This is a genomic window from Celeribacter naphthalenivorans, assembly GCF_020524585.1.
Taxonomy (GTDB): domain Bacteria; phylum Pseudomonadota; class Alphaproteobacteria; order Rhodobacterales; family Rhodobacteraceae; genus Celeribacter; species Celeribacter naphthalenivorans.
On the sequence record NZ_JAIVLK010000004.1, the window covers coordinates 316613 to 337859 of the forward strand.

Genomic DNA, 21247 nt, shown 5'->3' on the forward strand with positions numbered 1-21247 from the left:
CATGGTCAGCACTCCCAACGGTTTCAACATCGACAATTCCGGCCAGCGGATCGTCGTCGACCCGGTGACCCGGATCGAAGGTCACATGCGCTGTGAGGTGAACGTCGATGAGAATGGCGTGATCCGCAACGCGGTCTCCACAGGCACCATGTGGCGTGGTCTCGAAGTGATCCTCAAAGGCCGCGATCCGCGCGACGCTTGGGCCTTCACCGAGCGCATTTGCGGTGTTTGCACTGGCACGCACGCACTGACCTCTGTGCGGGCGGTGGAGGATGCTCTGGGCATCATGATCCCGGACAACGCCAACTCGATCCGCAACCTGATGCAGCTCGCGCTGCAAATCCACGATCACATCGTGCACTTTTACCATCTGCATGCTCTCGATTGGGTGAACCCGGTGAACGCCCTAAAGGCGGACCCGAAAGCCACCTCCGAGCTGCAGCAGGCGGTCTCTCCGTCGCACCCGCTTTCCTCCCCCGGGTACTTCCGCGACGTGCAGAACCGCCTGAAAAAAATCATTGAAAGCGGTCAGCTTGGCCTGTTCAAGAATGGCTATTGGGACAACCCGGCCTACAAACTGCCGCCCGAAGCGGACCTGATGGCGACGACCCACTATCTGGAGGCGCTCGACCTTCAGAAGGAAATCGTCAAGGTCCACACGATCTTTGGCGGCAAGAACCCGCATCCGAACTGGTTGGTGGGCGGCGTGCCGTGCCCGATCAATGTCGATGGGGTCGGCGGTGTCGGCGCGATCAATATGGAACGTCTGAACATGGTTCAGTCGATCATCCAGCAAACGCTCGAGTTCAACCGCAACGTCTATATTCCGGACGTCATCGCGATCGGCGGATTTTATCGCAACTGGCTCTATGGCGGCGGTCTCGCGTCCAAAGCCTGTCTGGCTTACGGCGATATTCCCGAGCATCCGAACGACTTCTCCGCAGACCAGCTGCACATGCCGCGCGGTGCGATCATCAATGGCGATCTCTCGACCGTCTACGATGTCGATCCGCGCGATCCGGAGCAGGTTCAGGAATTCGTGGACCACAGCTGGTACACCTATGGCGAACCGGGCAAGGGGCTACATCCTTGGGACGGGATCACCGAGCCGAAATACGAGCTTGGGCCGAATGCCAAGGGCACGCGCACCAACATTCAGGAGCTGGACGAGGCCGCGAAATACAGCTGGATCAAGGCGCCGCGTTGGAAAGGCCATGCGATGGAGGTGGGGCCGCTCGCGCGCTACATCATCGGCTATGCCAAAGGTCATGAGGACATCAAAGGGCAGGTCGACGGCTTGCTCAAGACGATGGACTTGCCGTTCGATGCGCTGTTCTCGACGCTGGGCCGGACGGCGGCACGCGCGCTCGAATCTGAGTATTGTTCGCGTCTGCAACAGCACTTCTTCGACAAGCTGGTGATCAATATCAAGAACGGCGACAGCTCGACGGCGAATGTCGAGAAATGGGACCCGAGCACCTGGCCCGCAGAGGCCAAAGGCGTCGGCATGACCGAGGCGCCGCGCGGCGCGCTGGGCCATTGGATCAAGATCAAGGACGGCCGCATCGAGAACTATCAATGCGTCGTGCCGACCACGTGGAACGGCAGCCCGCGCGACACGGCGGGCAATATCGGCGCCTTTGAGGCCTCGCTTTTGGACACGCCGATGGAGCGTCCGGAAGAGCCGGTGGAAATTCTGCGCACATTGCACAGTTTCGATCCGTGTCTGGCCTGTTCGACCCACGTCATGTCGCCGGATGGTGATGAGCTGACCACGGTCAAAGTGCGTTAAGGGAGGAAAATATCATGAAACTTGGTCGTGCAATCGCATCCATCATCGCGGCTCTGGCCGCCCCTGCGATGGCCCATGAGGGCCACGCCACCCTGCCGGGGCCTGAGGGTCACACCGAGGCGCATATTGTCATGGTCGGCGTGGCGGCTGTGGTCGTTTGGCTGATCGTCAACACGGTGAAAGCGCGGGCGTCCAAGCGCAAGGAGGAGTGACGATGGCGGATCATGACTCCATTCACCATCCGAACCCCAACATGCCGCTGCCGATGGAGGCCTCGCGGCTGACCGGGGACGCGCGGGACGAGGATATCGAGAGCATCCGCAATCAGACCTCGGTTTTCGTCTATGAATGGCCGGTTCGGGTTTGGCATTGGGTCAATGCGCTGGCGATCACCATTCTCTGTATCACCGGGTGGTTCATCGCCTCGCCTCTGCCGTCGATGCAGATCGCCGAAGCCACGCATCAGTTTGTCATGGGCTACATCCGTTTCGGGCATTTCGCGGCGGGGATGATCGTGACCGTTGGTTTTTTCGGGCGCATCTATTGGGCGTTCGTGGGGAACCATCACGCCAAGCAGCTCTTCTATCTTCCGGTCTGGAAAAAACGCTGGTGGCAGGAGGTTGTGTTCGAACTGAAATGGTACGCTTTCCTTGAGAAAGAGCCGAAGAAATATGTGGGCCACAACCCGCTGGCGCAGACGGCCATGTTCTTTTTCATGACGCTCGGGCTGACCTTCATGATCCTGACCGGATGGGCGCTTTACTCCGAAGGCACGGGGCAGGGCAGTTTTGCGGATCATGCCGCAGGCTGGGTTCTCACGCTCTTTGGCAACAGCCAGATCGTGCATTCGGTGCATCATCTCGGCATGTGGTTCATCGTGGTTTTCATGATCATCCACATCTACGCCGCGATCCGCGAAGACATCCTGTCGCGCCAGTCCATGGTCTCGACGATGATTTCGGGCACGCGGACGTTCAAGGACACGCGCCCCGAATAAGGCGGCGAGTCAGGCGAGCACATAGGAAAGGCGGGGCCATGCTCCGCCTTTTGTGTATTATTTCTTTCCGTTTTTTGAAAAGAGTGGAAAGTTAGATTTCACTTCTTTTCGGAGGGGCGAGCCGCGGGGGTGAAATCTTCGAGTGTTTTTCAGGGCTTAACAGTATTCCACAGTATTCCGAAATTTCGATGAAGGCGAAAATCAGAAAGCCTATGATCGGTGAACGCAAATATCGGAAATAAACCATCCACTTTTGAAAGACGCAAAACGCGCGATGAAAGCGGTGGATGGGACGGGAGGAAGAGCAGATGACTGCGAAGGTTCTTGTTCTTGGGATCGGAAATGTCCTGTGGGCGGACGAGGGGTTCGGCGTGCGCTGCGTCGAAACTTTGGCGGAAAGCTATGCGTTCGGGCCGGACGTGCGGCTGCTCGATGGCGGCACGCAGGGACTCTATCTTTTGCCGTTTCTCGAAGAGGTCGACACGCTTTTGGTGTTCGACGCCGTGGATTACGGCCTGACGCCGGGCACGTTGAAAATCGTCGAAGACGACGAGGTTCCGGCCTTTATGGGCGCCAAGAAAATGTCCCTGCATCAGACGGGGTTCCAAGACGTCATCGCGACGGCCCAACTCATGGGCTATTGTCCGGAGAAACTCATTCTGATCGGCTGTCAGCCCGAAGAGCTTGAAGATTACGGTGGCGGGCTTCGCGATGTTGTCGCTGCCCAGATTGCCCCCGCGCTCGCCATCGCGGTCGAGAAACTGCGCGCGCTCGGCATCGAGGTGCGCGAAGGTCGGACCGAAAGCAATGATCTCGCCGATCCGTCGATCCTGCGCGGGGCCTACGAAGAGGGGCGCCCCTCCGAGGACGAGGCCTGCCGCGTCGGAGACGACCGTTTCCTGCCACAAGGCGCCTGACATGTGCGTCGGTGTTCCCATGCAAATCCTCTTTCGCGAGGACCTCGCCGCGACCGCGTTTGACGGCACGCACAAACACCTGATCGATCTCGCCCTCACGGGGCCGGTCGAACCGGGCACTTGGGTTCTGACCTTTCTTGGAACCGCCCGCGAGGTGATCTCGGAAGAGGAAGCCCTCAAAATTCAAAAGGCTCTGGGCGGATTGGCCGCCCTGATGGAAGGGCGTGATCTGGGCGATGCCTTCGCCGATCTCGACAACCGTGAACCACAATTGCCGCCGCATCTGCAGGCTGCACTCGCCAAAGGGGAGACCACCGCATGAGCCACCCGTTGATTGATCGCCTGACCGCTGAGATGGGCTGGCCGCTTTTGGAGACGGACCACGATGTCGCGGACTTCATAACCCGTTCGGGCGTGCATGTCCTGTTCATTCCGGGAGACGCGAAACGCAATCTGGAAACGGCTGATGTGGCGGTGATCCTGCCGGAGCTTAAATTGACGTTTCAGGGCAGGTTCGACTGTGCCGTTGTGGCCGATCCGATTGAGACAAAGCTGCGCGAGGCGACCCGTGTGCTGAAAACCCCGTCTCTGTTGTTCTACCGCGAAGGCGTCTTTCTCGCGGGCATCCCCAAGGTGCGGGATTGGGACGATTACATGAGCCGTATCGCGCAAATCCTCGCGATGCCGACACCAGAAACCGCCTGAGCCAGAGCGCCTGAGCACCTGAGAGAGACACAGATGGTCAATAATTTCCAATTGCCGCCCATGGGATATGGTCCCGGATCGCAGCCGTCCGAAGAGGATGGAACCGAGCTTGAATACATGCAGATGCCTCAGGACATGCGGACCTATACAACGCATTATCCGGAAGTGGAGCTCAGCGATGATCTGAAGCCGGCGCTTGATCTGCTTGCTCGTCTGTCGGAGGCCTGCGTTCAGGTGGCTGAGGGCGCCGATGTCGACCCTTTCGATCTCTCGAAGCTTGACGCGCCGAACCGCGCCCTGATCGCGGAAACGATGGGGGCGGGCGAAGTGGCGATGAAGGTGCGGGGCCTGCCGTCGATCAAGGTTCAGGAAAGCGTCTTCGCCGGTGTCTGGATGCTTCAGGCTGCGGGGCTTGATGCGATCGAAGTCGGGAGTGTGCCGCGCATTGCGCGCACCTCGGCTTTCAAACCGATGCGGGTCGGGCAGGGCGCAGACGCGCCGCGCAATCCGGCGGTGGTCAACGCGCCGCCGCTTCTGGTCGAGCTTGAGGACAAATCCAAAGCCTACGTGCCCGGCGCGGAGGCACATGTGATCAACCTGACGCTTTTGCCGCATACCGAAGAGGACCTTGTTTGGCTCGATGTTGCTCTGGGACAGGGCGCGACCGACATCCTGTCGCGGGGCTACGGCAATTGCCGGGTGACAGCGACAGCTTTGCCGCATGTGTGGCGGGTGCAGTTTTTCAATTCGATGGACACGCTCATTCTCGACACGTTCGAAGTCACCGAGATGCCCGAAGTGGCGCTGGCGGCCAATGAGGACTTGATCGACAGCGGCGAGCGTCTTCGCGAAGTTTTGGAGGCCATCCAATGAGCGGGGGAGGGACGACAATCGGGTTCGAGGGCTCCTTTCTCGGGGCCAATGACAAAATCTCCGATCAGGCGATCATGGAGTGCAAAATCTGCTGGACGCCCTACGATCCGGTAGAGGGGGACGACACACGGCAAGTGCTTCCCGGCACCCCGTTTCTCGCCTTGCCAGACGATTGGAAATGCCCCAATTGCGATGCGCCCAAGGAACAATTTCTCGTCTCCGAAGACCCCGGTTCGGACGCAATGCAGGCGGCGGCCCGGCTGGCGCGGCGCACCGAGGCCTTGGTCCGCGATTTCACCGAGGTTTGGCACGCCAAGATGCGCGATGTTCCGATCGTCAACAAGGTGCTGCATGTGCAGGACGTGGGGTTCATGGAATATGAAGGCCGGCCTCTGGGCGTTCTGATTTCGCCGTGGTTCATGAATTTGGTCCTCTTGCCCGCCGACGGCGAGGATTGGGAGGGCCTCAAGGCGGGCGAAAAAGAGGTCTTGTCTTTTCCCTCCGGGGACTATGAATTTATCCACAACACGCGCGAGCAAACGGGCGGGTATAAGGCCTGTTCCCTGTTCTCTCCCATGGGGGATTTCAAGACACAGGCGCAGGCCGTCGACGTTGGCAACGCGGTGATGGTCGCCCTGTTTCAGGAAGAACACCGGGCTGAGACGGATCGCAGCGCGGACATCCGGGCCGCGCGCGAAGAGGAGCTGGCCGCTGCCGAGGCGGCTGAACGCGAGGCCGCTGAGCGTGAAAACCGCGCAGAGGTGAGGTCCGAGGCGCCGACGCGCCGCCAGATTTTGACCGCCGGGCTGAGCAAAACACCTGAGCCCCAAGACGTGATTGCCACCGAGGAGACCGAATAAACCATGTCTGTCACCGCGTTCGACACAGGCGATTTGCGCGCGACGCTGCCCCCGACCTTGCCGGTGGCCAAGCTCGTGATCGGCAAACCTGTCGAAGAGGTGGCGGCCTTGGTGCCTCGGGTGTTCAACCTGTGCCGGAGCGCTCAGGAGCTCGCCGTGAATATGGCGCTGGGCCTTCCGATCCGTGAGGATATGACGGCCCATTTGGCGCAGGATTTTGCGCGCGATCATCTGGTGCGTTTGGGGATCATCTTGCCTCGGCACCTCGGGCTGGACCCGCTGCCCATCGCTCAGGGGGCCGACGCCCTGTTGCCCGATCGCCTTCCTGAGACGGCTGCGGATTTCGACGCCTTTCTGCAAAGTGATAAGGGGCTTGGGACTGTTTTGCGCCGCCTCAAAGACCTTTTCGCTCCCGGAGAGGCCACGGCGCAGGTCGAGGCTGTGTCCGATCAGAACGTGACGCAGGCAGGCGCCTGCGAAAACTCCGTGGCGGCGAGGCAGTCCACGCATCCGCTGATGAAGGCCCTTGAGGCATCGCATGGTCGCGGCCCCTTGTGGCGGGCCGTGGCGCGGATGTTGGATCTGGCGGCATGTGTGCGCGGCGATGTGCCCACGCCCAGGAGACTCGCCGAGGGGTGGGTCGTCGTTCCGGCCTCGCGCGGCGCCTATGCGATGCGGGCGCAGGTCGAGGCGGGTGTCGTCACGCAGTTCGAACGCGTCACGCCGACCGATCACATGATGGCACCGGGCGGGATTATGGCGCAGTCTTTGGCCAGCCTGCCCGAGACGAAACACGCGATGGCGCCGCTTTTGGTCGATGTGCTGGACCCCTGCAGCCCGGTGAGTTTGCGCGGAGGACGGAGGCATGCATGAGATGTCGCTTTGCGAAGGCATCCGTTCGGTGATCGAGGATGCCGCCGTGAAAAACAAATTCAGCGGCGTGAAAACCGTGCGCGTCGAGATCGGCAAATTCGCGGGGGTGGAAAAGCCTGCGCTTGAGTTTGCCTTTGAGGTGGTGATGCGCGGTTCTGTCGCCGAAGGCGCGATCTTGGAGATGATCGACCTGCCGGGGGCTGCGATGTGCTACGACTGTATGAAGCAGGTTGAAATCGAGAGCCGGCTCGACCTCTGCCCGACTTGTGGCGGCGGCAAGCTGATGCCCATCGGGGGCGACGAAATGAGGATCAAGGACTTGGAGGTGCTCTGATGTGTACAGTATGCGGATGCGGAACGGCGAGTGTGGAGGGCCACGGTCACCGTCATGATCACGGTCATCATCATGACCACCCCCATGATCACAACCACAGCCACGCTCATGACCACCATCATCACCATCACGGCGATGACATGCATTTCGGACAGGGGCCTGCGGGCGTCGAAGTGCCGGGCATGTCGCAAGAGCGGCTGATCGAGATCGAGACGGATATTCTCGCAAAGAACGATCGCTACGCCGAAGTGAACCGCGCGGCTCTCTCCGCTCTGGGCAGCTTTGCGATCAACCTCGTCTCCTCGCCGGGCTCCGGCAAAACCACGCTGTTGTGCAAGACCATCGAGATGCTGGGTGACCAGCCTCTGGCCGTCATCGAGGGCGATCAGCAAACCGCCAACGATGCCGAACGCATCCGCGCGACAGGCGCCAAGGCGGTTCAGGTCAACACCGGCAAGGGCTGCCATCTCGACGGGCATATGGTCGGACATGCGATGGAGCATCTGGCGCTGGGTCAAAACGCCATGCTCTTTATCGAGAACGTCGGCAATCTCGTCTGCCCCGCCGGGTTCGATTTGGGCGAAGATTGCAAGGTGGCGGTGATTTCGGTCACCGAGGGCGAGGATAAGCCCCTGAAATATCCCGATATGTTCACCGTTTCTGAGATCGCGCTGCTCAATAAAGTCGATCTGGCTCCCTATTGCGATGTCGATCTCGATCTCTACGAGGCCAACTTGCGGCGCGTTAATCCGGGCATCGAAATCCTGCGCATCTCGGCCAAGACCGGCGAAGGCATGGAGACTTGGGTCCAATGGCTGCGTGATCGTCTTGCGGCAAAACCGGCCGCAGCACCGGTCGCGCAGGGCTGATCATGTCGGACCCGTTGCCCACGATCCTTTTGGTTGACGACGAGGAACACAGCCTCGCCGCCATGCGCATGGCGCTCGAAGACGACTTCGAGTGTCTGACCGCCATGAATGCCGAAGAGGCGCGTGGCCTGATGCAAGAGCATTTCGTGCAGGTGATCTTTTGCGATCATCGCATGCCCGGCACGACCGGCGTCGAGTTCCTGACCGAAGTGCGGGAACACTGGCCCGAGACGGTGCGGATCATCATCACGGGCTACACGGAAACCGGCGACATGATTTCCGCGATCAACGATGCGGGGATCTATCAGTTCCTGACCAAACCTTGGCACCCGGATCATCTGATGATGGTGGCCAAAAACGCGACCGATCTCTTTCGTTTGACGCGCGACCATGATCGCATGTCTCTGGAGATGCGGTATCTGTCGCGTTCTGTCGAAGCCAAGATTGAGGAACAGCGCAAGGCCCTGCGCGAGGGGCTTGGCTTCGAGGCGGTTTTGCGTGCGGTCAATTCGCCGATGAATGCTGTCATCGAACAGGCCCGCCAATTCGCGACCTTCGATGTGCCCGTGGTGATCACCGGCGAAAACGGCACGGGCAAAGGCCAGTTGGCCCGCGCGATGCATTATAGTTCCCTGCGCTCAGAGAAACCCTATTTCGAATTCGATTGCTCCTCCGTCGACGACGATATTCTGGAGATCGAACTTTTCGGTGCGCGGCGCGGCGCCTTGCCCGGGCTGACCAGCCACAAGACAGGCCTGTTCCAAAAGGTGGACAGGGGCACGCTCTATCTCTCCGGCGTCTCCAACCTGTCGCCACGCTTGCAGCTTTTGCTCTTGCGCGCCGTGCGCGACGGGGCGTTTCGTCCTGTGGGCGGCCATGAGTTGCGGCATACTCAAGTGCGGCTTTTGGCGGGAACGGAGCGCGATCTGCGGATCGAGGTTGCGGAAGGCCGTTTTAATTCCGAGCTTTACTATGCCCTGGCGAAGGCGGGATTGACCGTGCCGCCGCTGCGCGACCGTGTCGGGGATCTTGCGATTTTGGCGCAAACCCTTTTGTTCGAAATGGCCGAGAAACATGGCAAACCGGTCAGCGGTCTTTCGGACGATGCGCTGCAATTCCTGTCGGAATACGACTGGCCCGGCAATATGCGCGAGCTTGAAAACGAGATCGTGCGCATGCTGATCTTTTCGCAAGATGCGCTTTTGGGGCCGGAACTGATCTCGCGTCATATCCTTCAGGCGAGCCCTGTGTCCGATGCGGAAACGGAAACATCCGTCGACCGGGTCTTGATCGGAACCGGCTCGTTGAAAGATCGGGTCGAACAAATCGAAATGCGCATTCTGCGCGAGACGCTGACGCGTTTGAAATGGAACAAAAGCCGCGCCGCCAATGAACTGGGCCTGTCGCGTGTGGGCCTTCGGGCCAAAATCGAACGCTACGGGTTGGTGGACCAGAAGCGTCATTCTGAGCCAACGTCGAGCGAGGAGGAGTAAGCCATGTGTCTGGGAATTCCGGGACAGATCGTCAAGATCACCGATGAGACGCGCTTGATGGCCCTGGCCGATGTGTCCGGCGTCAAACGTGAGGTCAACATCGCGCCGGTTCTGACCGGGGCCATCGAGGCGTTGATCGGCAAATGGGCCCTGATTCACGTCGGTTTCGCCATGGCGATCATCGACGAAGAGGAGGCCGCAGCCACCTTGAAGGCGCTTCATGATCTGGGCGAGACCCAAGAGGCGCATGAGGCGATGGCCGCAGGGGATCGCGCGTTGGAGGTCGGGGCATGAAATACGCAGAGGAATTTCGCGATCCGAAAGCCGCGAAAGCGCTTTTGGCACGGATCGCCGAGCTGACGGATGAGATCGGTGCGACCAAGGAGAAGCCGGTCTACATCATGGAGATTTGCGGCGGGCACACCCATGCGATCTTTCGTTATGGCCTTGATAAACTGACACCCGAAGGCGTCGAGTTCATTCACGGTCCGGGCTGTCCCGTCTGTGTTCTGCCGATGGCGCGGGTCGATGAATGTGTCGAGATTGCCGAGCGCCCTGAGGTGATTTTCACCACCTTCGGGGACGCGATGCGTGTGCCCGGACAGAAGAAATCGCTGATGCAGGCCAAGGCCGCCGGCGCTGACATCCGCATGGTCTATTCGCCTTTGGACGCGCTGGAACTGGCGCGGCGCAACCCGGATCGCGAAGTGGTGTTCTTTGGGCTGGGGTTCGAGACCACGACGCCCTCGACGGCGCTCTCGATCCAGCAGGCGGCGCGCGAGGACCTCACCAATTTCTCGATCTTCTGCAATCACATCACCGTGCCGCCGCCGATCAAGGCGCTTTTGGACGATCCGCATATGATGCTCGACGGTTTTGTCGGGCCGGGCCATGTGTCCATGGTGATCGGCACGCATCCCTATGATTTCATCGCCGAAGATTACGGCAAACCCATCGTGGTCGCGGGTTTTGAGCCGCTTGATTTGTTGCAATCGGTGATGATGGTGCTGGAACAAATTCGTGATCGACGGGCGGAGGTCGAAAACCAATACGCGCGGGTTGTGCCGGAACACGGCAACCCGGTGTCGATCGCGGCAATCGCGGATGTCTATGAAATGCGGCCCACGTTTGAGTGGCGTGGTCTGGGGGAAATTGATCATTCCGGCCTTAAAATCCGTGAAAAATACCGTGCATTTGATGCCGAGGAGAAATTCGGCATCGGCTATGCAGCGGGCCAGCGCTCGGTGCAAGAACCCGAGGGATGCGCCTGTGGGGCGGTGATGACGGGGCGGCTCAAACCGACCGGATGCCCGCAATTTGGCAAAGGCTGCACGCCCGAAATGCCTTTGGGCGCCTTGATGGTCAGCTCCGAAGGGGCTTGCGCGGCTTATTATCAATATGGTGGAGCCCGCGCAGCGGAAGCCGCGCAATAAGGCATGTGCCGCGGAAGCGGCGGAATAAGACCTGTGCGGCGCAAGCCGCAGAATGACTATTTGAGCCAAGAAGAAAGACGAGACATGGCACTCAGAGATCAACACGTCACGCTCGCCCATGGGGGCGGCGGCAAAGCCATGCGCGATCTGATCGGCGAGGTGTTCACCTCCGTCTTCGAGCCCGAAAGCTCTGAGGATCAGGCGCGTCTCATGGCGGATGCTTTGCAACAGCCGGGCGCGCGGCTTGCCTTCACGACCGACAGCTTTGTGGTCGATCCGGTCGAATTTCCCGGCGGCAATATCGGCAAGATCGCGGTCTGTGGCACGGTGAACGATCTGGCTGTGGGGGGCGCGACGCCTCTGTGGTTGTCGGCGGCCTTCATCATCGAAGAGGGCACCGACATCGATCTGTTGCGCCGCATCGTCTCTGCGATGAAAGAGGAGGCCGACAAGGCCGGGGTCAAAATCGTCACGGGCGACACGAAAGTCGTCGGGCGCGGATCTGCGGATAAGGTCTTTGTCACGACCTCCGGCGTGGGGGTCATCCCGCCCGGTCTCGATCTGGGGGCGACGCATGTGCAGCCGGGCGATGTGGCGATTGTGAACCACGTGCTGGGCGATCATGGTGCTGCGATTTTGGCGGCGCGGGGGGACATGGCGCTCAGCGCCGACATTCAATCCGATTGTGCGAGCCTCGGTCACCTCATGGCGGCGGTCTCGGCGGCCTGCCCCTCTCTGCGCTGTGCGCGGGACGCGACCCGGGGTGGTCTCGCCTCCGCTCTGAACGAGATCGCGGGGGAGGCCGATGTCGCCATCGAAATCTCCGAAGAGACCCTGCCGATCCGGGCGGAAGTCAAAGGCATGTGTGAAATCCTCGGGCTTGATCCGCTTTATCTTGCCAACGAAGGCACTCTGGTGGTGTTTGTCGCGCCAGAGGAGGTCGACGCCGCGCTGTCCGCCATGCGATCCGTCCCGGAGGGAGAAGGCGCCGTGGTGATCGGTCAGGCGAAGGTTGCCGGTGCTGGGCCGAGGGTGACGATGCGGACCCTGTTCGGCGGGGGGCGCATCGTCGATATGTTGGTCGGAGAGCAGCTGCCGCGCATTTGTTGATGGCGGCTGCGACGCCTCACGTAAATTGTAGGTAAGACGGGAAATCGGATGGCGGTGGCAGGATCGCGGTGATCTTGAGCTGGGCAATCGTGCGGTCGCGTGCCTTTTTCAAATGCATCGCCAACATGCTTTCCGCCGCCCTGATAGAACCCGCAAGCGCCAGTTCGATCACCTGAGCCAGCTCAAGGATGGATTGCGTGTCGGGCGGAAGACCCAGCGAGAAGAACGCAGCCTGACAGGCCTCCAATGCCAGCCGGTTGTTGGTGGCGTAATTCGCCAGATCTTCGTTCGGCGTGGTCAGCACCACCATTTCGAAAAACCGTCGATCCACCGAGAACCATTGCGCAGGCGTCGGGGCGCTCTGTGCGGAGAGGGCGCGAATTTCGTCGGCCAATTCCCGCAGTTGCTCGGTCGGAAGTTTCGCCGAAGACAGCGCCGCCACCTCCAAAATGCCGCGCAATTCGTATTTGTCTTTGATCTTCTTTGACGTCAGGGGCTCGACGATCCAGCGCGAGGTGCGGCTTTTGTGGATCAGGCCGCGCTCCTGAAGGCGGCCCAGCACATCGCGGACAATGGTGCGGGATACGCCGTATTCCTCCGCCATTTGCCCCTCGAAGATACGGTAGCCGCCGAACACCGGACAGCGTGTGACGTAATAGGCCACATCATCGTAGACCCGCAGCCAGCTTGGCTTTCCGGCGCTGCCGTCGAGGGTGGTCAGGTCAAGCTCAATCTGGCGCAGGTCCTCGCGCTTCGGGATATTTTGCTCCCCGGACAAAGGGTTAGAGACCACAAAGCCGCGTCCGGAAAACCGCGCGACGCCGCCTTCGTCCTCAATGATCTCCAAGGCGCGTTTGACCGTCGCGCGCGACATGTCGAGCCGTTCGGACAGTGCGCTCTCTTGCAGAACGAGGCCGGGATAGAGGTAGCCCTGGGCGATATTGTTGCGAATGAGTTCGGCCGCCAGTTCGAAAAGAGGCGCGCGCTTGTCACTGTCGTCGCTGCTGCGGGACGTGGCTTCGGTAACGGTCATCATAGCCTCTTTCCGTGAATCTTCTCCTGACAATAGGTGGCTGCTGGAATGGTTGGAAGCAATTTGTTTTTGAATACAGAAAATCGATAAATTGAAAAGCTCGTCGTCTCAAATTTTCCTTCTGATCAAAAAAATAGCTAAATTGTCTAATTATAGGGCAAAAATCTGAAATCCTTATCGCGCGATGCGTGTAAAAAATGATTTTTGGAATGCAAAAGTCATTTTTTACTTTGCCGACTCGAATGAATTGATGTTTGTATCAAGAAAATCGAAAAACTCGACGCGGGGAATATTCAGTGCTGACTCTCAATCAGGTAAGTCGCCGATATGGCGGTGCGACGGCCTTGGATGGCGTGGACTTCGTCGTTCCGGAAAACACCTACATGGCCCTGTTGGGGGCGTCCGGGGCAGGCAAGACGACGTTGTTGCGTCTCATCGCGGGGTTCGAAGAGCCGGATCAGGGCACGATCTCTCTGAATGGCGCGCGCATCGACGGCCAGCCTTCGCATCTGCGTGACATCGGTTTCGTGTTTCAGAACTTCGCGCTGTTTCCGCATCTGAGCGTGGCGGAGAACGTCGCCTTCGGTCTGCGGCACCGCGCCCATGCGCCCCTGACCAATGAAACCGAGATAAAGGATCGCACCGAAGCGGCTCTCGAGTTGGTCGGTCTGACCGGCTTTGGCCATCGCGGCGTGAGCGCGATTTCCGGCGGTCAAAGACAACGCGTCGCGCTGGCCCGCACTTTGGTGTGTGAGCCGCGGATCGTACTGCTCGATGAGCCGCTCGGCGCGCTTGACGCCAACCTGCGTTCGCGGATGTGCGACGAGTTGAAGGCGATCCGCGAACGGCTTGGCGTCAGCTTCCTGCATGTCACCGGCTCCGAGACCGAAGCGCTCACCATGGGCGATCAGGTTGCCGTGCTCGCCAATGGGCGGATCATGCAATCCGATGCGCCGGACATGTTGTTCAGCCACCCCGGCAATGCCGAGGCCGCGCGCCACCTCAATGCCTGGAATATTTTTGATGCCGGTCTTTGTAGCCATGACTTGGGGCAGGGACCGATCGCCGTGCGGTTCGATCAGATCGATGTGAGCGACCCAGGGGCCGCCCCGACCGAGCGCCCATCGTTGCACGCCACCTATCTCACCGGCGAATTCAACGGGCCGACCGCCTTGTCGTTCTTCCGCGCTGCAGACGGCACCCTCTTGCAGGTCGTCGATCACCTCAGCCAGCCACGCCTTCCCGATCTGGTCGAAGGCCAAGGCTATGACCTTCATTTCGCAGCCGATGCCCTGCGCCAATTCCACGGAGCCGCCTGATGACTGCCCTCACGACGGACACCCCGTCCACCACCCCCCATTCCCCCGCTGAGCTTCGCGAGAAAAAGGACCGTCGCCGCGCCATCGCGCTTTTGTCGCCGGGGCTTTTGTGGATGACTCTTTTCATGGTTCTGCCGATGGCCATGGTGATATATGTGTCCTTCTGGACCCAGACCACCTTCTCCGTGAACTCGACCCTGACCACGGCCAGCTGGGAGCGGTTCCTGAGTTCCGCGACCTATCTGGGCGCGATCTGGACCACGCTGCGGATTTGGCTCATCGTTTTGATCGCGACCATCGTCGTTGGCTATCCGGTGGCCTTGTTCATCGGGCTTTTCGTGCGCAACAAGACGCTTCAGACCGCGCTCTTGGTCGCCTGTGTGATCCCGTTCTGGACCTCGTTCCTGATCCGCGTCATCGCATGGCGTCCGATGTTGGGCACCGAAGGCGCGATCAACATGATCCTGATGAAACTCGGGATCATCTCTGAGCCGCTGACCTTTTTGCTGTTCTCCGAATTCTCCGTCCTGGTTGGCATGACCCAGATTTACTGCGTGTTCATGGTCGGGCCGATCACCTTCATGCTGGGTCGGATCGACATCTCTGTGATCGAAGCCGCGCGTGATCTCGGCGCCTCTTTCGGGACGATTTTCCGCCGCATCATCCTGCCGCTGTCGCTGCCGGGGGTCATGGTCGGGTCGATCTTTGTCTCCGTCATGGTGCTGGGCGAGTTTGCCACCGCCGCCTCGCTGTCGGGCCGCAAGACCAACCTCTTGGGCAACATCATCGTGAGCCAGGTGGGCTCTCTCAAATGGGCCTTCGCCGCCGTCGCCGGTGTGGTTCTCACCATCATCATCACCGCCGTGATCGCGCTCGCGCTGCGTCTCGTCGATCTGCGAAAGGAAATGTGAGCCATGGAATCCCGTATCCTGCGCCCGACGCTCGCCCTTTATACCGTCCTCTTTCTGCTGTTTCTTTATGGGCCGATGATCGTTCTCACGATCCTGTCGTTCCAAAGCGCCGATGGCGGCCCGCAATTCCCGATCCGCGAGTGGTCCGTCTACTGGTACGAGCACCTCTTGGGCTTTGCCGAAACCTCCCGCGTCTCGCAGCTTCCGGTGGGCGATAGCCTGCTGCGCTCGATCGTGCTGGCCTTCATGACCACCGTGGTCTCGACCGTTCTGGGCGTCATGAGCGCCGAAGCCTTCCGCACCCGGTTCAAGGGCTCAGGGCCCGCGTTCTACCTGATCATCCTCGGCATGATGGTGCCCGGCGTTTTGGTGGGGCTTGGCATGGCGCTTTTGTCCAACACTCTGGGCATCGCCCGGGCGTGGTGGGGCACCTCTTTCGTGCTGCATGTGGTCTACACCTATCCATTCGCCTTCCTCGTGATGCTGGCCATTTTCAACCGGTTCGACCGCACCGTCGAAGAAGCTTCGCTCTCCTTGGGGGTCAGCCCGGCGCAGACCTTCCGCCGCGTGACCTTCCCGATCATCTTCCCCGGCGTGCTCTCCGCCATGCTGTTCTCCTTCACGCTCAGCTATGACGAATTTGCCCGCACACTCTTTACGGCCGGTCGCGAACTGACGCTGCCGCTGGCGATCTACGGGACGTTCTCGGTGGAGATCTATCCCAACATCTTCGCCTTCGGGGTGCTGACCACGCTGTTCAGCTTCACGCTTCTGGTGATCTACGGCCTCTTGATGAAACGCTTCACCTCGAAGGCCTCCCGTTATTCCGGTCAGGAGGACGCATGATGATTGCTCTCGTCACGGGCGCAGGCTCAGGCATCGGTGCGGCCATTGCGCTTCGCCTTGCCGCAGATGGTCACACGGTTGCCGTCAACGATCTCTCGCTTGAGGCCGCGAAGGCGACCGTCGAGAAAATCCACGCCGCCGGCGGTGTCGCAGGCGCCTATGCCGCCGATGTCAGCGATGAGGCCGCCGTCACCGAGATGGTCGATCTGATCACCGAAGATTTCGGCGCGCCGGAGATTTTGGTCAACAACGCGGGCTTTGGCCATCAGGCGCGGTTCACCGAGATCGAGCCTGCCATGTTCGACAAAATCTTCGCGGTGCATGTGCGAGGCAACTACCTCTGCACCCGCGCGTGCCTGCCCGCGATGCTGGCAAAGGGGCAGGGGCATATCGTCAACATCGCCTCGCAGCTCGGCCAAATCGGCGGGGTGGAACTGGTCCATTACGCCGGTGCCAAGGCCGCCGTGATCGGCATGACGAAGTCTCTGGCCCGCGAGGTCTCGACCCAGGGCGTGCGCGTCAATGCTGTGGCGCCCGGACCGATCAACACGCCGCTTGTCGAGGCGCTTTCCGAGGATTGGAAGACCGCGAAGCGCGCGGAACTTCCGCTCGGGCGCTTTGGCTCTCCGGCGGAGATTGGCGGTGTCGTCTCCTTCCTCGTCTCTGACGATGCCGCTCTGTTCGTCGGGCAAACGCTCGGGCCGAACTCCGGCGACGTCATGTTGTGACCCCAGAAAATGGAAAGCTCTCAAATGGATAAACGTATTGTTCTCGTCACCGGTGCGGGCATCGGCATCGGTCGTGCAGCTGCTCTCGCGTTCGCGGCCAAGGGCGATCATGTGATCGTCACCGATGTGCTCGAAGACAAAGGCCAAGCGGTCGTAGCTGAGATCGAAGCCGCGGGTGGTAGCGCCGAGTTTCACGCGCTGAACGTGCGCTCGACCGAGGCGGCGGATGCGCTGGTTGGTGGGCTCAACGAACGCTTCGGCGGCATCGATGTGATCGTCGCCAACGCCGGGATCGCCCTGCGCGTGCCGATGGCGGAAATGACCGACGAGACCTGGCACGAAACGCTCGACGTCGATCTCTACGGGATGATGCGGGTGATCCGCCCGGCGCTTCCAGAGATGAAAGAAGGCGCGTCGATCATTTGCCTCTCCTCGATCATGGGGACCAACTACGGTTGGGATGAGCATGTGCATTACTCCACCGCCAAATCCGGTGTGATCGGTCTCATTCGCGGCCTCGCCGTCGAATTTGCCGCCAAGGGCATTCGCGTCAACGGTGTCGCCCCCGGCTATATCCGCACCGCGCAATTGCTCAATCCCGGCCACAGCCTTGGCCCGGACGCGGCAGAGATCGCCTCGCCCTACATTCCGATGAAGCGTCTGGGCGAGCCTGCCGAGATCGCCAACGTCATCACCTTTCTCGCCTCCTCCGATGCCTCTTACCTCACCGGTCAGGTCATCACTGTGGACGGGGGGCTGACCCCCGGCCGCTACTGAGGTCGCCAACGAGGGGCGACGAACGCCCCCGCACTTCACTCAATGTCACCACGTCATCATCAACAGGGAAAGACACCATGACTTTGACACCCAATCGCCGTAGCTTTTTGAAATACGGGGCCGCCGCGGGCGCTGCTGCTCTCGGCTCGGGCCTGCACCCGTGGTCGCGTATGGCCTATGCCGCCAATCTCTCGGAGCAGGAACTGCGCACCACAGGTCTCTCGACCACCGTGCAAGACCGGATTCTCGAGATGTTCAAGGCCGCGTCCGGCGTCGGCACCACCTCCGGCACGCCCTCCACCTACCCGGATGCGCAGACCAAAATCCTCTCCGGCTCGTCTGATTACGACTGCTGGGAAATCATCGGCGAACGTCTTCCGGCGCTGATCGCGACCGACAATGTCGACCCCATCCCGGCGGCTGATCTGCCGAACTGGGCCTCGATCCGCGACACCTTCACCACCACCAATCCGAAATGGGATGCGCGCGCGCAAATCTCCGGTCAGATCTGGGCGGATGACGCCAAAACCCAGCTCTACATGGTGCCGGCTGTCTACAACTTTGACTCCATCGGCTATAACCCCGAAGTCCTCACCGACGAGGAAGCCAACACTTGGACCGCGCTGTTCGATGAGAAGTGGAAGGGCAAATCCGGCCTGAACGTCGACCCGCTCATCGCCATCGGTCAGGCCATCCTCGCCATGAACTCGCTCGGTCTGCTGGATGCCAAGAACCCCGGCAACCCGACGATGGACGAGATCGACGAAGCCGCGAAGTTCCTGATCTCCAAAAAGAAAGACGGTCAGTTCCGTGCGCTTTGGGGCGACTTCGGCGAGCTCGTCAACCTGATGGCCTCCGGCGAAATGGTCGTCTGCGACGCATGGCAGCCCGCCGTCATGGCCGTCAAAGCCCAAGGTAAACCCGCCAAATACGCGACGCCGAAAGAAGGTACACGCGGTTGGGCGATCGGGCCGTCGATGCTCAAAGGCACGCCGAACCGCGAAGCCGTCATCGCCTATGCCAACTTCTGGCTGTCGGGCGAGCCGGGTATCGCGGTCACCGAACAGGGTTACTACTCGCCCTCGACCAACATCAAAGAGGCGATGGACCCCGACGCCTATGCCTTCTGGTACGAAGGTGCGCCGTGGAAAGGCGAAGCCGAGCGCGGCATCAACCCGGGCGATCTGCGCGATGGCGGCTCTCTCGAAGAGCGCGCGTCCAACGTCGCTTACTGGCACCAGTGGCCGGATGAATACGACCATCTGATCATGCGTTGGGACGAGTTCCTGAACGCCTGATCCGAGCAGGCGGGCGGCCCTCTTCCCCTCTTCAGGGCCGCCCGCCCATGTCCTGCACTTCAAACACGAAAGCTGATCGCATGATCTACGATCTCGAGCTGATTTCCGTCGGCAAAACCTATTCCGATGGCACCGTTGCTGTTTCCGACTTCGATCTGAAGGTGGAAAAGGGCGAATTCGTGGCCTTTCTCGGCCCGTCTGGCTGCGGCAAATCCACCACGCTGCGGATGATCGCCGGGTTCGAGGACATCACCAATGGCGAGGTCATGATGATGGGTCAGAACGTGACCCACATCCCGCCGGAAAAGCGTCCGACCTCGATGATTTTCCAAAACTACGCGCTTTTTCCGCATATGACGGTGCGCGAGAATGTCGCCTTTGGCCTCGACGTCAAAGGCACGCCCAAGGCCGAACGCAACCGCAAGGTGGATCGCATCCTCGACATGTTCGATCTGGAGCAATTCGCGGATCGCAAGGCCGACAAACTGTCGGGCGGTCAGCGTCAACGTATCGCTCTGGCGCGGGGGCTGGTGGTCGAACCCGAAATCCTGTTGCTCGACGAACCTCTGGGCGCGCTCGACGCCAACCTGCGCCGGATCATCCAGAACGAATTGAAACTGTTGCAGCGCGAGCTGGGCATCACCTTTATCTTCGTGACCCACGCGCAATCCGAGGCTTTGGGCCTGTCGGACCGTGTCGTCGTCATGTCGAACGGTGTGGTCGAACAAATCTCCGCTCCGCGCGAACTGTATCGCCGCCCGCAAACGCCCTTTGTCGCGGATTTCATCGGTTCGAACACGGTGTTCGAAGGCACGGCCAAAGGCGCGGCGGGCACCGGTTTCGGGATGGTCGAGACCCCCTACGGCATGATGAAAGGCGTGGGCCAGGGCGATGAGACTCTCGCGGTCGTTCCCGCCGAAGCCTTCCGCATCGCGCCGCTGCACACGCCGGACGAGATTCGCATCGAAGGCGTTTTGGCCGAACGGCATCTCGTCGGTGCGGTCGGGCATCTTAAGGTGCGCCTGCCGGGCGAACGCGACGTCGCCGTCGAAGTCAGCGCCGATCGCCCCGAAGTGCGCGCCCTGACGCTTGGGGCGCCGGTCACCCTCGGGATCGACCCGGCCTCCATCACCCTCATTCACGCTTAATTATCCAACAGGAGACTTATCCAATGGCAAAAGAAATTCTCGTCGGTTTCGGGATTGATGTGGACGCCGTGGCCGGCTGGCTCGGCTCCTACGGCGGCGAAGACAGCCCGGACGATATTTCCCGCGGCATGTTCGCGGGCGAGGTCGGTTCGATCCGTCTGCTCGATCTCTTCGACAAGCTCGGCATCAAAACCACCTGGTTCATCCCCGGTCACTCCGCCGAGACCTTCCCGGAGCAAATGAAAGAGGTCGCCAAACGCGGCCACGAGATCGGCATCCACGGCTACAGCCACGAAAACCCGATCGCCATGACCCCGGAACAGGAAGAGGCCGTTCTGGACAAATGTATCGATCTGATCACTGAGCTGTCCGGCAAACGCCCGACTGGTTATGTGGCACCGTGGTGGGAATTCTCGCCGGTGTCCAACGAGCTGCTTTTGAAAAAAGGCATCAAGTATGACCACTCGCTGATGCACAAGGATTTCGAACCCTACCGCGTGCGTGTGGGCGACAGCTGGACCAAGATCGACTACGCAGGCAAGCCGGAAGACTGGATGAAGCCCTTGGAACGTGGCGAGGAAACCGATCTGATCGAGATCCCGGCCAACTGGTATCTCGACGATCTGCCGCCGATGATGTTCATCAAGAAATCGCCGAACTCGCATGGCTTTGTGAACCCGCGCGACATCGAGCAGATGTGGCAGGACCAGTTCGACTGGGTCTATGAAAACATGGATTACGCGGTCTTCCCGATCACCATCCACCCTGACGTCTCCGGCCGTCCGCAGGTGCTTTTGATGCTCGAACGTCTGTTCAAGCACATGGCCTCGCATGAGGGCGTCAAATTTGTCACCATGAACGAGATGGCGGACAATTACGACGCGAAATTCCCACGCGGCTGACTCCTCGTGGGGTCACTGGGCGGACGGCC

General features: G+C 60.4%; 24 protein-coding genes. 23 read left to right on the forward strand and 1 reads right to left on the reverse strand.

Annotation, left to right across the window (positions count from 1 at the left end):
- The first annotated feature begins 1 nt into the window (after position 1).
- From LC094_RS10930 to hypE, 15 genes are all read left to right on the forward strand, one after another.
- A complete protein-coding gene (locus tag LC094_RS10930; RefSeq protein ID WP_226552826.1) occupies positions 2-1792 on the forward strand; it encodes a nickel-dependent hydrogenase large subunit in 1791 nt (596 codons plus the stop codon).
- A gap of 14 nt (positions 1793-1806) precedes the next feature.
- Positions 1807-2004, forward strand: a complete 198-nt coding sequence (locus tag LC094_RS10935; protein ID WP_226552827.1) for a hypothetical protein — start codon at positions 1807-1809, stop codon at positions 2002-2004.
- Positions 2005-2006: 2 nt separating this feature from the next.
- On the forward strand, positions 2007-2789 hold the full coding sequence (gene cybH, locus LC094_RS10940; protein WP_219786461.1) for a Ni/Fe-hydrogenase, b-type cytochrome subunit: 783 nt from the start codon (positions 2007-2009) through the stop codon (positions 2787-2789).
- Between the two features lie 308 nt (positions 2790-3097).
- Positions 3098-3706: a HyaD/HybD family hydrogenase maturation endopeptidase gene (locus tag LC094_RS10945; protein ID WP_226552828.1), complete on the forward strand. Its 609-nt coding sequence runs from the start codon at positions 3098-3100 to the stop codon at positions 3704-3706.
- A gap of 1 nt (position 3707) precedes the next feature.
- Complete coding sequence (locus LC094_RS10950) at positions 3708-4028, forward strand: HypC/HybG/HupF family hydrogenase formation chaperone (protein WP_226552829.1); 321 nt, start codon at positions 3708-3710, stop codon at positions 4026-4028.
- Positions 4025-4411, forward strand: coding sequence for a thioredoxin domain-containing protein (locus LC094_RS10955; RefSeq protein ID WP_226552830.1), 387 nt, complete (start codon positions 4025-4027; stop codon positions 4409-4411). Before LC094_RS10950 ends, LC094_RS10955 begins: the two co-directional genes overlap by 4 nt.
- Before the next feature lie 33 nt (positions 4412-4444).
- Positions 4445-5284, forward strand: coding sequence for a hydrogenase expression/formation protein (locus tag LC094_RS10960; RefSeq protein WP_226552831.1), 840 nt, complete (start codon positions 4445-4447; stop codon positions 5282-5284).
- A complete protein-coding gene (gene hybE, locus LC094_RS10965; protein ID WP_226552832.1) occupies positions 5281-6144 on the forward strand; it encodes a [NiFe]-hydrogenase assembly chaperone HybE in 864 nt (287 codons plus the stop codon). Before LC094_RS10960 ends, hybE begins: the two co-directional genes overlap by 4 nt.
- Before the next feature lie 3 nt (positions 6145-6147).
- Positions 6148-7017 (forward strand): hydrogenase expression/formation protein HupK, encoded by an 870-nt coding sequence (locus LC094_RS10970; protein WP_226552833.1) that lies wholly within the window; start codon positions 6148-6150, stop codon positions 7015-7017.
- Positions 7010-7351: a hydrogenase maturation nickel metallochaperone HypA gene (gene hypA / locus LC094_RS10975; RefSeq protein ID WP_226552834.1), complete on the forward strand. Its 342-nt coding sequence runs from the start codon at positions 7010-7012 to the stop codon at positions 7349-7351. Before LC094_RS10970 ends, hypA begins: the two co-directional genes overlap by 8 nt.
- Positions 7351-8220, forward strand: a complete 870-nt coding sequence (gene hypB / locus LC094_RS10980; RefSeq protein WP_226552835.1) for a hydrogenase nickel incorporation protein HypB — start codon at positions 7351-7353, stop codon at positions 8218-8220. Before hypA ends, hypB begins: the two co-directional genes overlap by 1 nt.
- 2 nt (positions 8221-8222) lie before the next feature.
- Entirely contained in the window at positions 8223-9713 is a 1491-nt protein-coding gene (locus tag LC094_RS10985) for a sigma-54-dependent transcriptional regulator (protein WP_226552836.1), read from the forward strand.
- Positions 9714-9716: 3 nt separating this feature from the next.
- Positions 9717-10007 carry a HypC/HybG/HupF family hydrogenase formation chaperone gene (hypC, locus tag LC094_RS10990; RefSeq protein ID WP_226552837.1) on the forward strand — a complete coding sequence of 97 codons (291 nt, stop codon included), beginning with the start codon at positions 9717-9719 and terminating at the stop codon, positions 10005-10007.
- The gene (gene hypD / locus LC094_RS10995) at positions 10004-11146 is read left to right on the forward strand and encodes a hydrogenase formation protein HypD (protein ID WP_226552838.1); all 1143 of its coding nucleotides are present in this window, start codon (positions 10004-10006) and stop codon (positions 11144-11146) included. The genes hypC and hypD overlap by 4 nt, the downstream gene beginning before the upstream one ends.
- Before the next feature lie 84 nt (positions 11147-11230).
- Positions 11231-12256: a hydrogenase expression/formation protein HypE gene (gene hypE / locus LC094_RS11000; protein WP_226552839.1), complete on the forward strand. Its 1026-nt coding sequence runs from the start codon at positions 11231-11233 to the stop codon at positions 12254-12256.
- 16 nt (positions 12257-12272) lie between these two features.
- Here hypE and LC094_RS11005 read toward each other — a convergent pair whose 3' ends face one another.
- Complete coding sequence (locus LC094_RS11005; protein ID WP_226552840.1) at positions 12273-13289, reverse strand: GntR family transcriptional regulator; 1017 nt, start codon at positions 13287-13289, stop codon at positions 12273-12275.
- 296 nt (positions 13290-13585) lie between these two features.
- On the opposite strand from LC094_RS11005, the gene LC094_RS11010 reads away from it, so the two are divergent.
- From LC094_RS11010 to LC094_RS11045, 8 genes are all read left to right on the forward strand, one after another.
- On the forward strand, positions 13586-14608 hold the full coding sequence (locus LC094_RS11010) for an ABC transporter ATP-binding protein (RefSeq protein ID WP_226552841.1): 1023 nt from the start codon (positions 13586-13588) through the stop codon (positions 14606-14608).
- Positions 14608-15519, forward strand: a complete 912-nt coding sequence (locus tag LC094_RS11015) for an ABC transporter permease (RefSeq protein WP_226552842.1) — start codon at positions 14608-14610, stop codon at positions 15517-15519. The genes LC094_RS11010 and LC094_RS11015 overlap by 1 nt, the downstream gene beginning before the upstream one ends.
- Before the next feature lie 3 nt (positions 15520-15522).
- Positions 15523-16365: an ABC transporter permease gene (locus tag LC094_RS11020; protein WP_226552843.1), complete on the forward strand. Its 843-nt coding sequence runs from the start codon at positions 15523-15525 to the stop codon at positions 16363-16365.
- On the forward strand, positions 16362-17093 hold the full coding sequence (locus LC094_RS11025; RefSeq protein ID WP_226552844.1) for an SDR family NAD(P)-dependent oxidoreductase: 732 nt from the start codon (positions 16362-16364) through the stop codon (positions 17091-17093). Before LC094_RS11020 ends, LC094_RS11025 begins: the two co-directional genes overlap by 4 nt.
- A gap of 24 nt (positions 17094-17117) precedes the next feature.
- Positions 17118-17870 carry an SDR family NAD(P)-dependent oxidoreductase gene (locus LC094_RS11030; protein ID WP_226552845.1) on the forward strand — a complete coding sequence of 251 codons (753 nt, stop codon included), beginning with the start codon at positions 17118-17120 and terminating at the stop codon, positions 17868-17870.
- A gap of 77 nt (positions 17871-17947) precedes the next feature.
- Entirely contained in the window at positions 17948-19168 is a 1221-nt protein-coding gene (locus LC094_RS11035; RefSeq protein WP_226552846.1) for an ABC transporter substrate-binding protein, read from the forward strand.
- A gap of 80 nt (positions 19169-19248) precedes the next feature.
- Positions 19249-20316 carry an ABC transporter ATP-binding protein gene (locus LC094_RS11040; protein WP_226552847.1) on the forward strand — a complete coding sequence of 356 codons (1068 nt, stop codon included), beginning with the start codon at positions 19249-19251 and terminating at the stop codon, positions 20314-20316.
- Positions 20317-20339: 23 nt separating this feature from the next.
- Positions 20340-21218, forward strand: coding sequence for a polysaccharide deacetylase family protein (locus LC094_RS11045; RefSeq protein ID WP_219786430.1), 879 nt, complete (start codon positions 20340-20342; stop codon positions 21216-21218).
- The last annotated feature ends 29 nt before the right edge of the window (positions 21219-21247 follow it).

What these genes read in the sequence shown, in the direction of transcription:
- hybE (WP_226552832.1), top strand. Translation starts at nt 5,281, where the DNA reads ATGAGCGGGGGAGGGACGACAATCGGGTTCGAGGGCTCCTTTCTCGGG.
- LC094_RS11040 (WP_226552847.1), top strand. Translation starts at nt 19,249, where the DNA reads ATGATCTACGATCTCGAGCTGATTTCCGTCGGCAAAACCTATTCCGAT.
- LC094_RS11020 (WP_226552843.1), top strand. Translation starts at nt 15,523, where the DNA reads ATGGAATCCCGTATCCTGCGCCCGACGCTCGCCCTTTATACCGTCCTC.
- LC094_RS10950 (WP_226552829.1), top strand. Translation starts at nt 3,708, where the DNA reads ATGTGCGTCGGTGTTCCCATGCAAATCCTCTTTCGCGAGGACCTCGCC.
- LC094_RS10955 (WP_226552830.1), top strand. Translation starts at nt 4,025, where the DNA reads ATGAGCCACCCGTTGATTGATCGCCTGACCGCTGAGATGGGCTGGCCG.
- hypB (WP_226552835.1), top strand. Translation starts at nt 7,351, where the DNA reads ATGTGTACAGTATGCGGATGCGGAACGGCGAGTGTGGAGGGCCACGGT.
- LC094_RS11015 (WP_226552842.1), top strand. Translation starts at nt 14,608, where the DNA reads ATGACTGCCCTCACGACGGACACCCCGTCCACCACCCCCCATTCCCCC.
- LC094_RS10985 (WP_226552836.1), top strand. Translation starts at nt 8,223, where the DNA reads ATGTCGGACCCGTTGCCCACGATCCTTTTGGTTGACGACGAGGAACAC.
- LC094_RS11030 (WP_226552845.1), top strand. Translation starts at nt 17,118, where the DNA reads ATGGATAAACGTATTGTTCTCGTCACCGGTGCGGGCATCGGCATCGGT.
- LC094_RS10930 (WP_226552826.1), top strand. Translation starts at nt 2, where the DNA reads ATGGTCAGCACTCCCAACGGTTTCAACATCGACAATTCCGGCCAGCGG.
- LC094_RS11045 (WP_219786430.1), top strand. Translation starts at nt 20,340, where the DNA reads ATGGCAAAAGAAATTCTCGTCGGTTTCGGGATTGATGTGGACGCCGTG.
- LC094_RS10970 (WP_226552833.1), top strand. Translation starts at nt 6,148, where the DNA reads ATGTCTGTCACCGCGTTCGACACAGGCGATTTGCGCGCGACGCTGCCC.
- hypE (WP_226552839.1), top strand. Translation starts at nt 11,231, where the DNA reads ATGGCACTCAGAGATCAACACGTCACGCTCGCCCATGGGGGCGGCGGC.
- LC094_RS10945 (WP_226552828.1), top strand. Translation starts at nt 3,098, where the DNA reads ATGACTGCGAAGGTTCTTGTTCTTGGGATCGGAAATGTCCTGTGGGCG.
- hypA (WP_226552834.1), top strand. Translation starts at nt 7,010, where the DNA reads ATGCATGAGATGTCGCTTTGCGAAGGCATCCGTTCGGTGATCGAGGAT.
- LC094_RS10935 (WP_226552827.1), top strand. Translation starts at nt 1,807, where the DNA reads ATGAAACTTGGTCGTGCAATCGCATCCATCATCGCGGCTCTGGCCGCC.
- LC094_RS11035 (WP_226552846.1), top strand. Translation starts at nt 17,948, where the DNA reads ATGACTTTGACACCCAATCGCCGTAGCTTTTTGAAATACGGGGCCGCC.
- hypC (WP_226552837.1), top strand. Translation starts at nt 9,717, where the DNA reads ATGTGTCTGGGAATTCCGGGACAGATCGTCAAGATCACCGATGAGACG.
- LC094_RS10960 (WP_226552831.1), top strand. Translation starts at nt 4,445, where the DNA reads ATGGTCAATAATTTCCAATTGCCGCCCATGGGATATGGTCCCGGATCG.
- cybH (WP_219786461.1), top strand. Translation starts at nt 2,007, where the DNA reads ATGGCGGATCATGACTCCATTCACCATCCGAACCCCAACATGCCGCTG.
- LC094_RS11005 (WP_226552840.1), bottom strand. Translation starts at nt 13,289, where the DNA reads ATGACCGTTACCGAAGCCACGTCCCGCAGCAGCGACGACAGTGACAAG.
- hypD (WP_226552838.1), top strand. Translation starts at nt 10,004, where the DNA reads ATGAAATACGCAGAGGAATTTCGCGATCCGAAAGCCGCGAAAGCGCTT.
- LC094_RS11025 (WP_226552844.1), top strand. Translation starts at nt 16,362, where the DNA reads ATGATGATTGCTCTCGTCACGGGCGCAGGCTCAGGCATCGGTGCGGCC.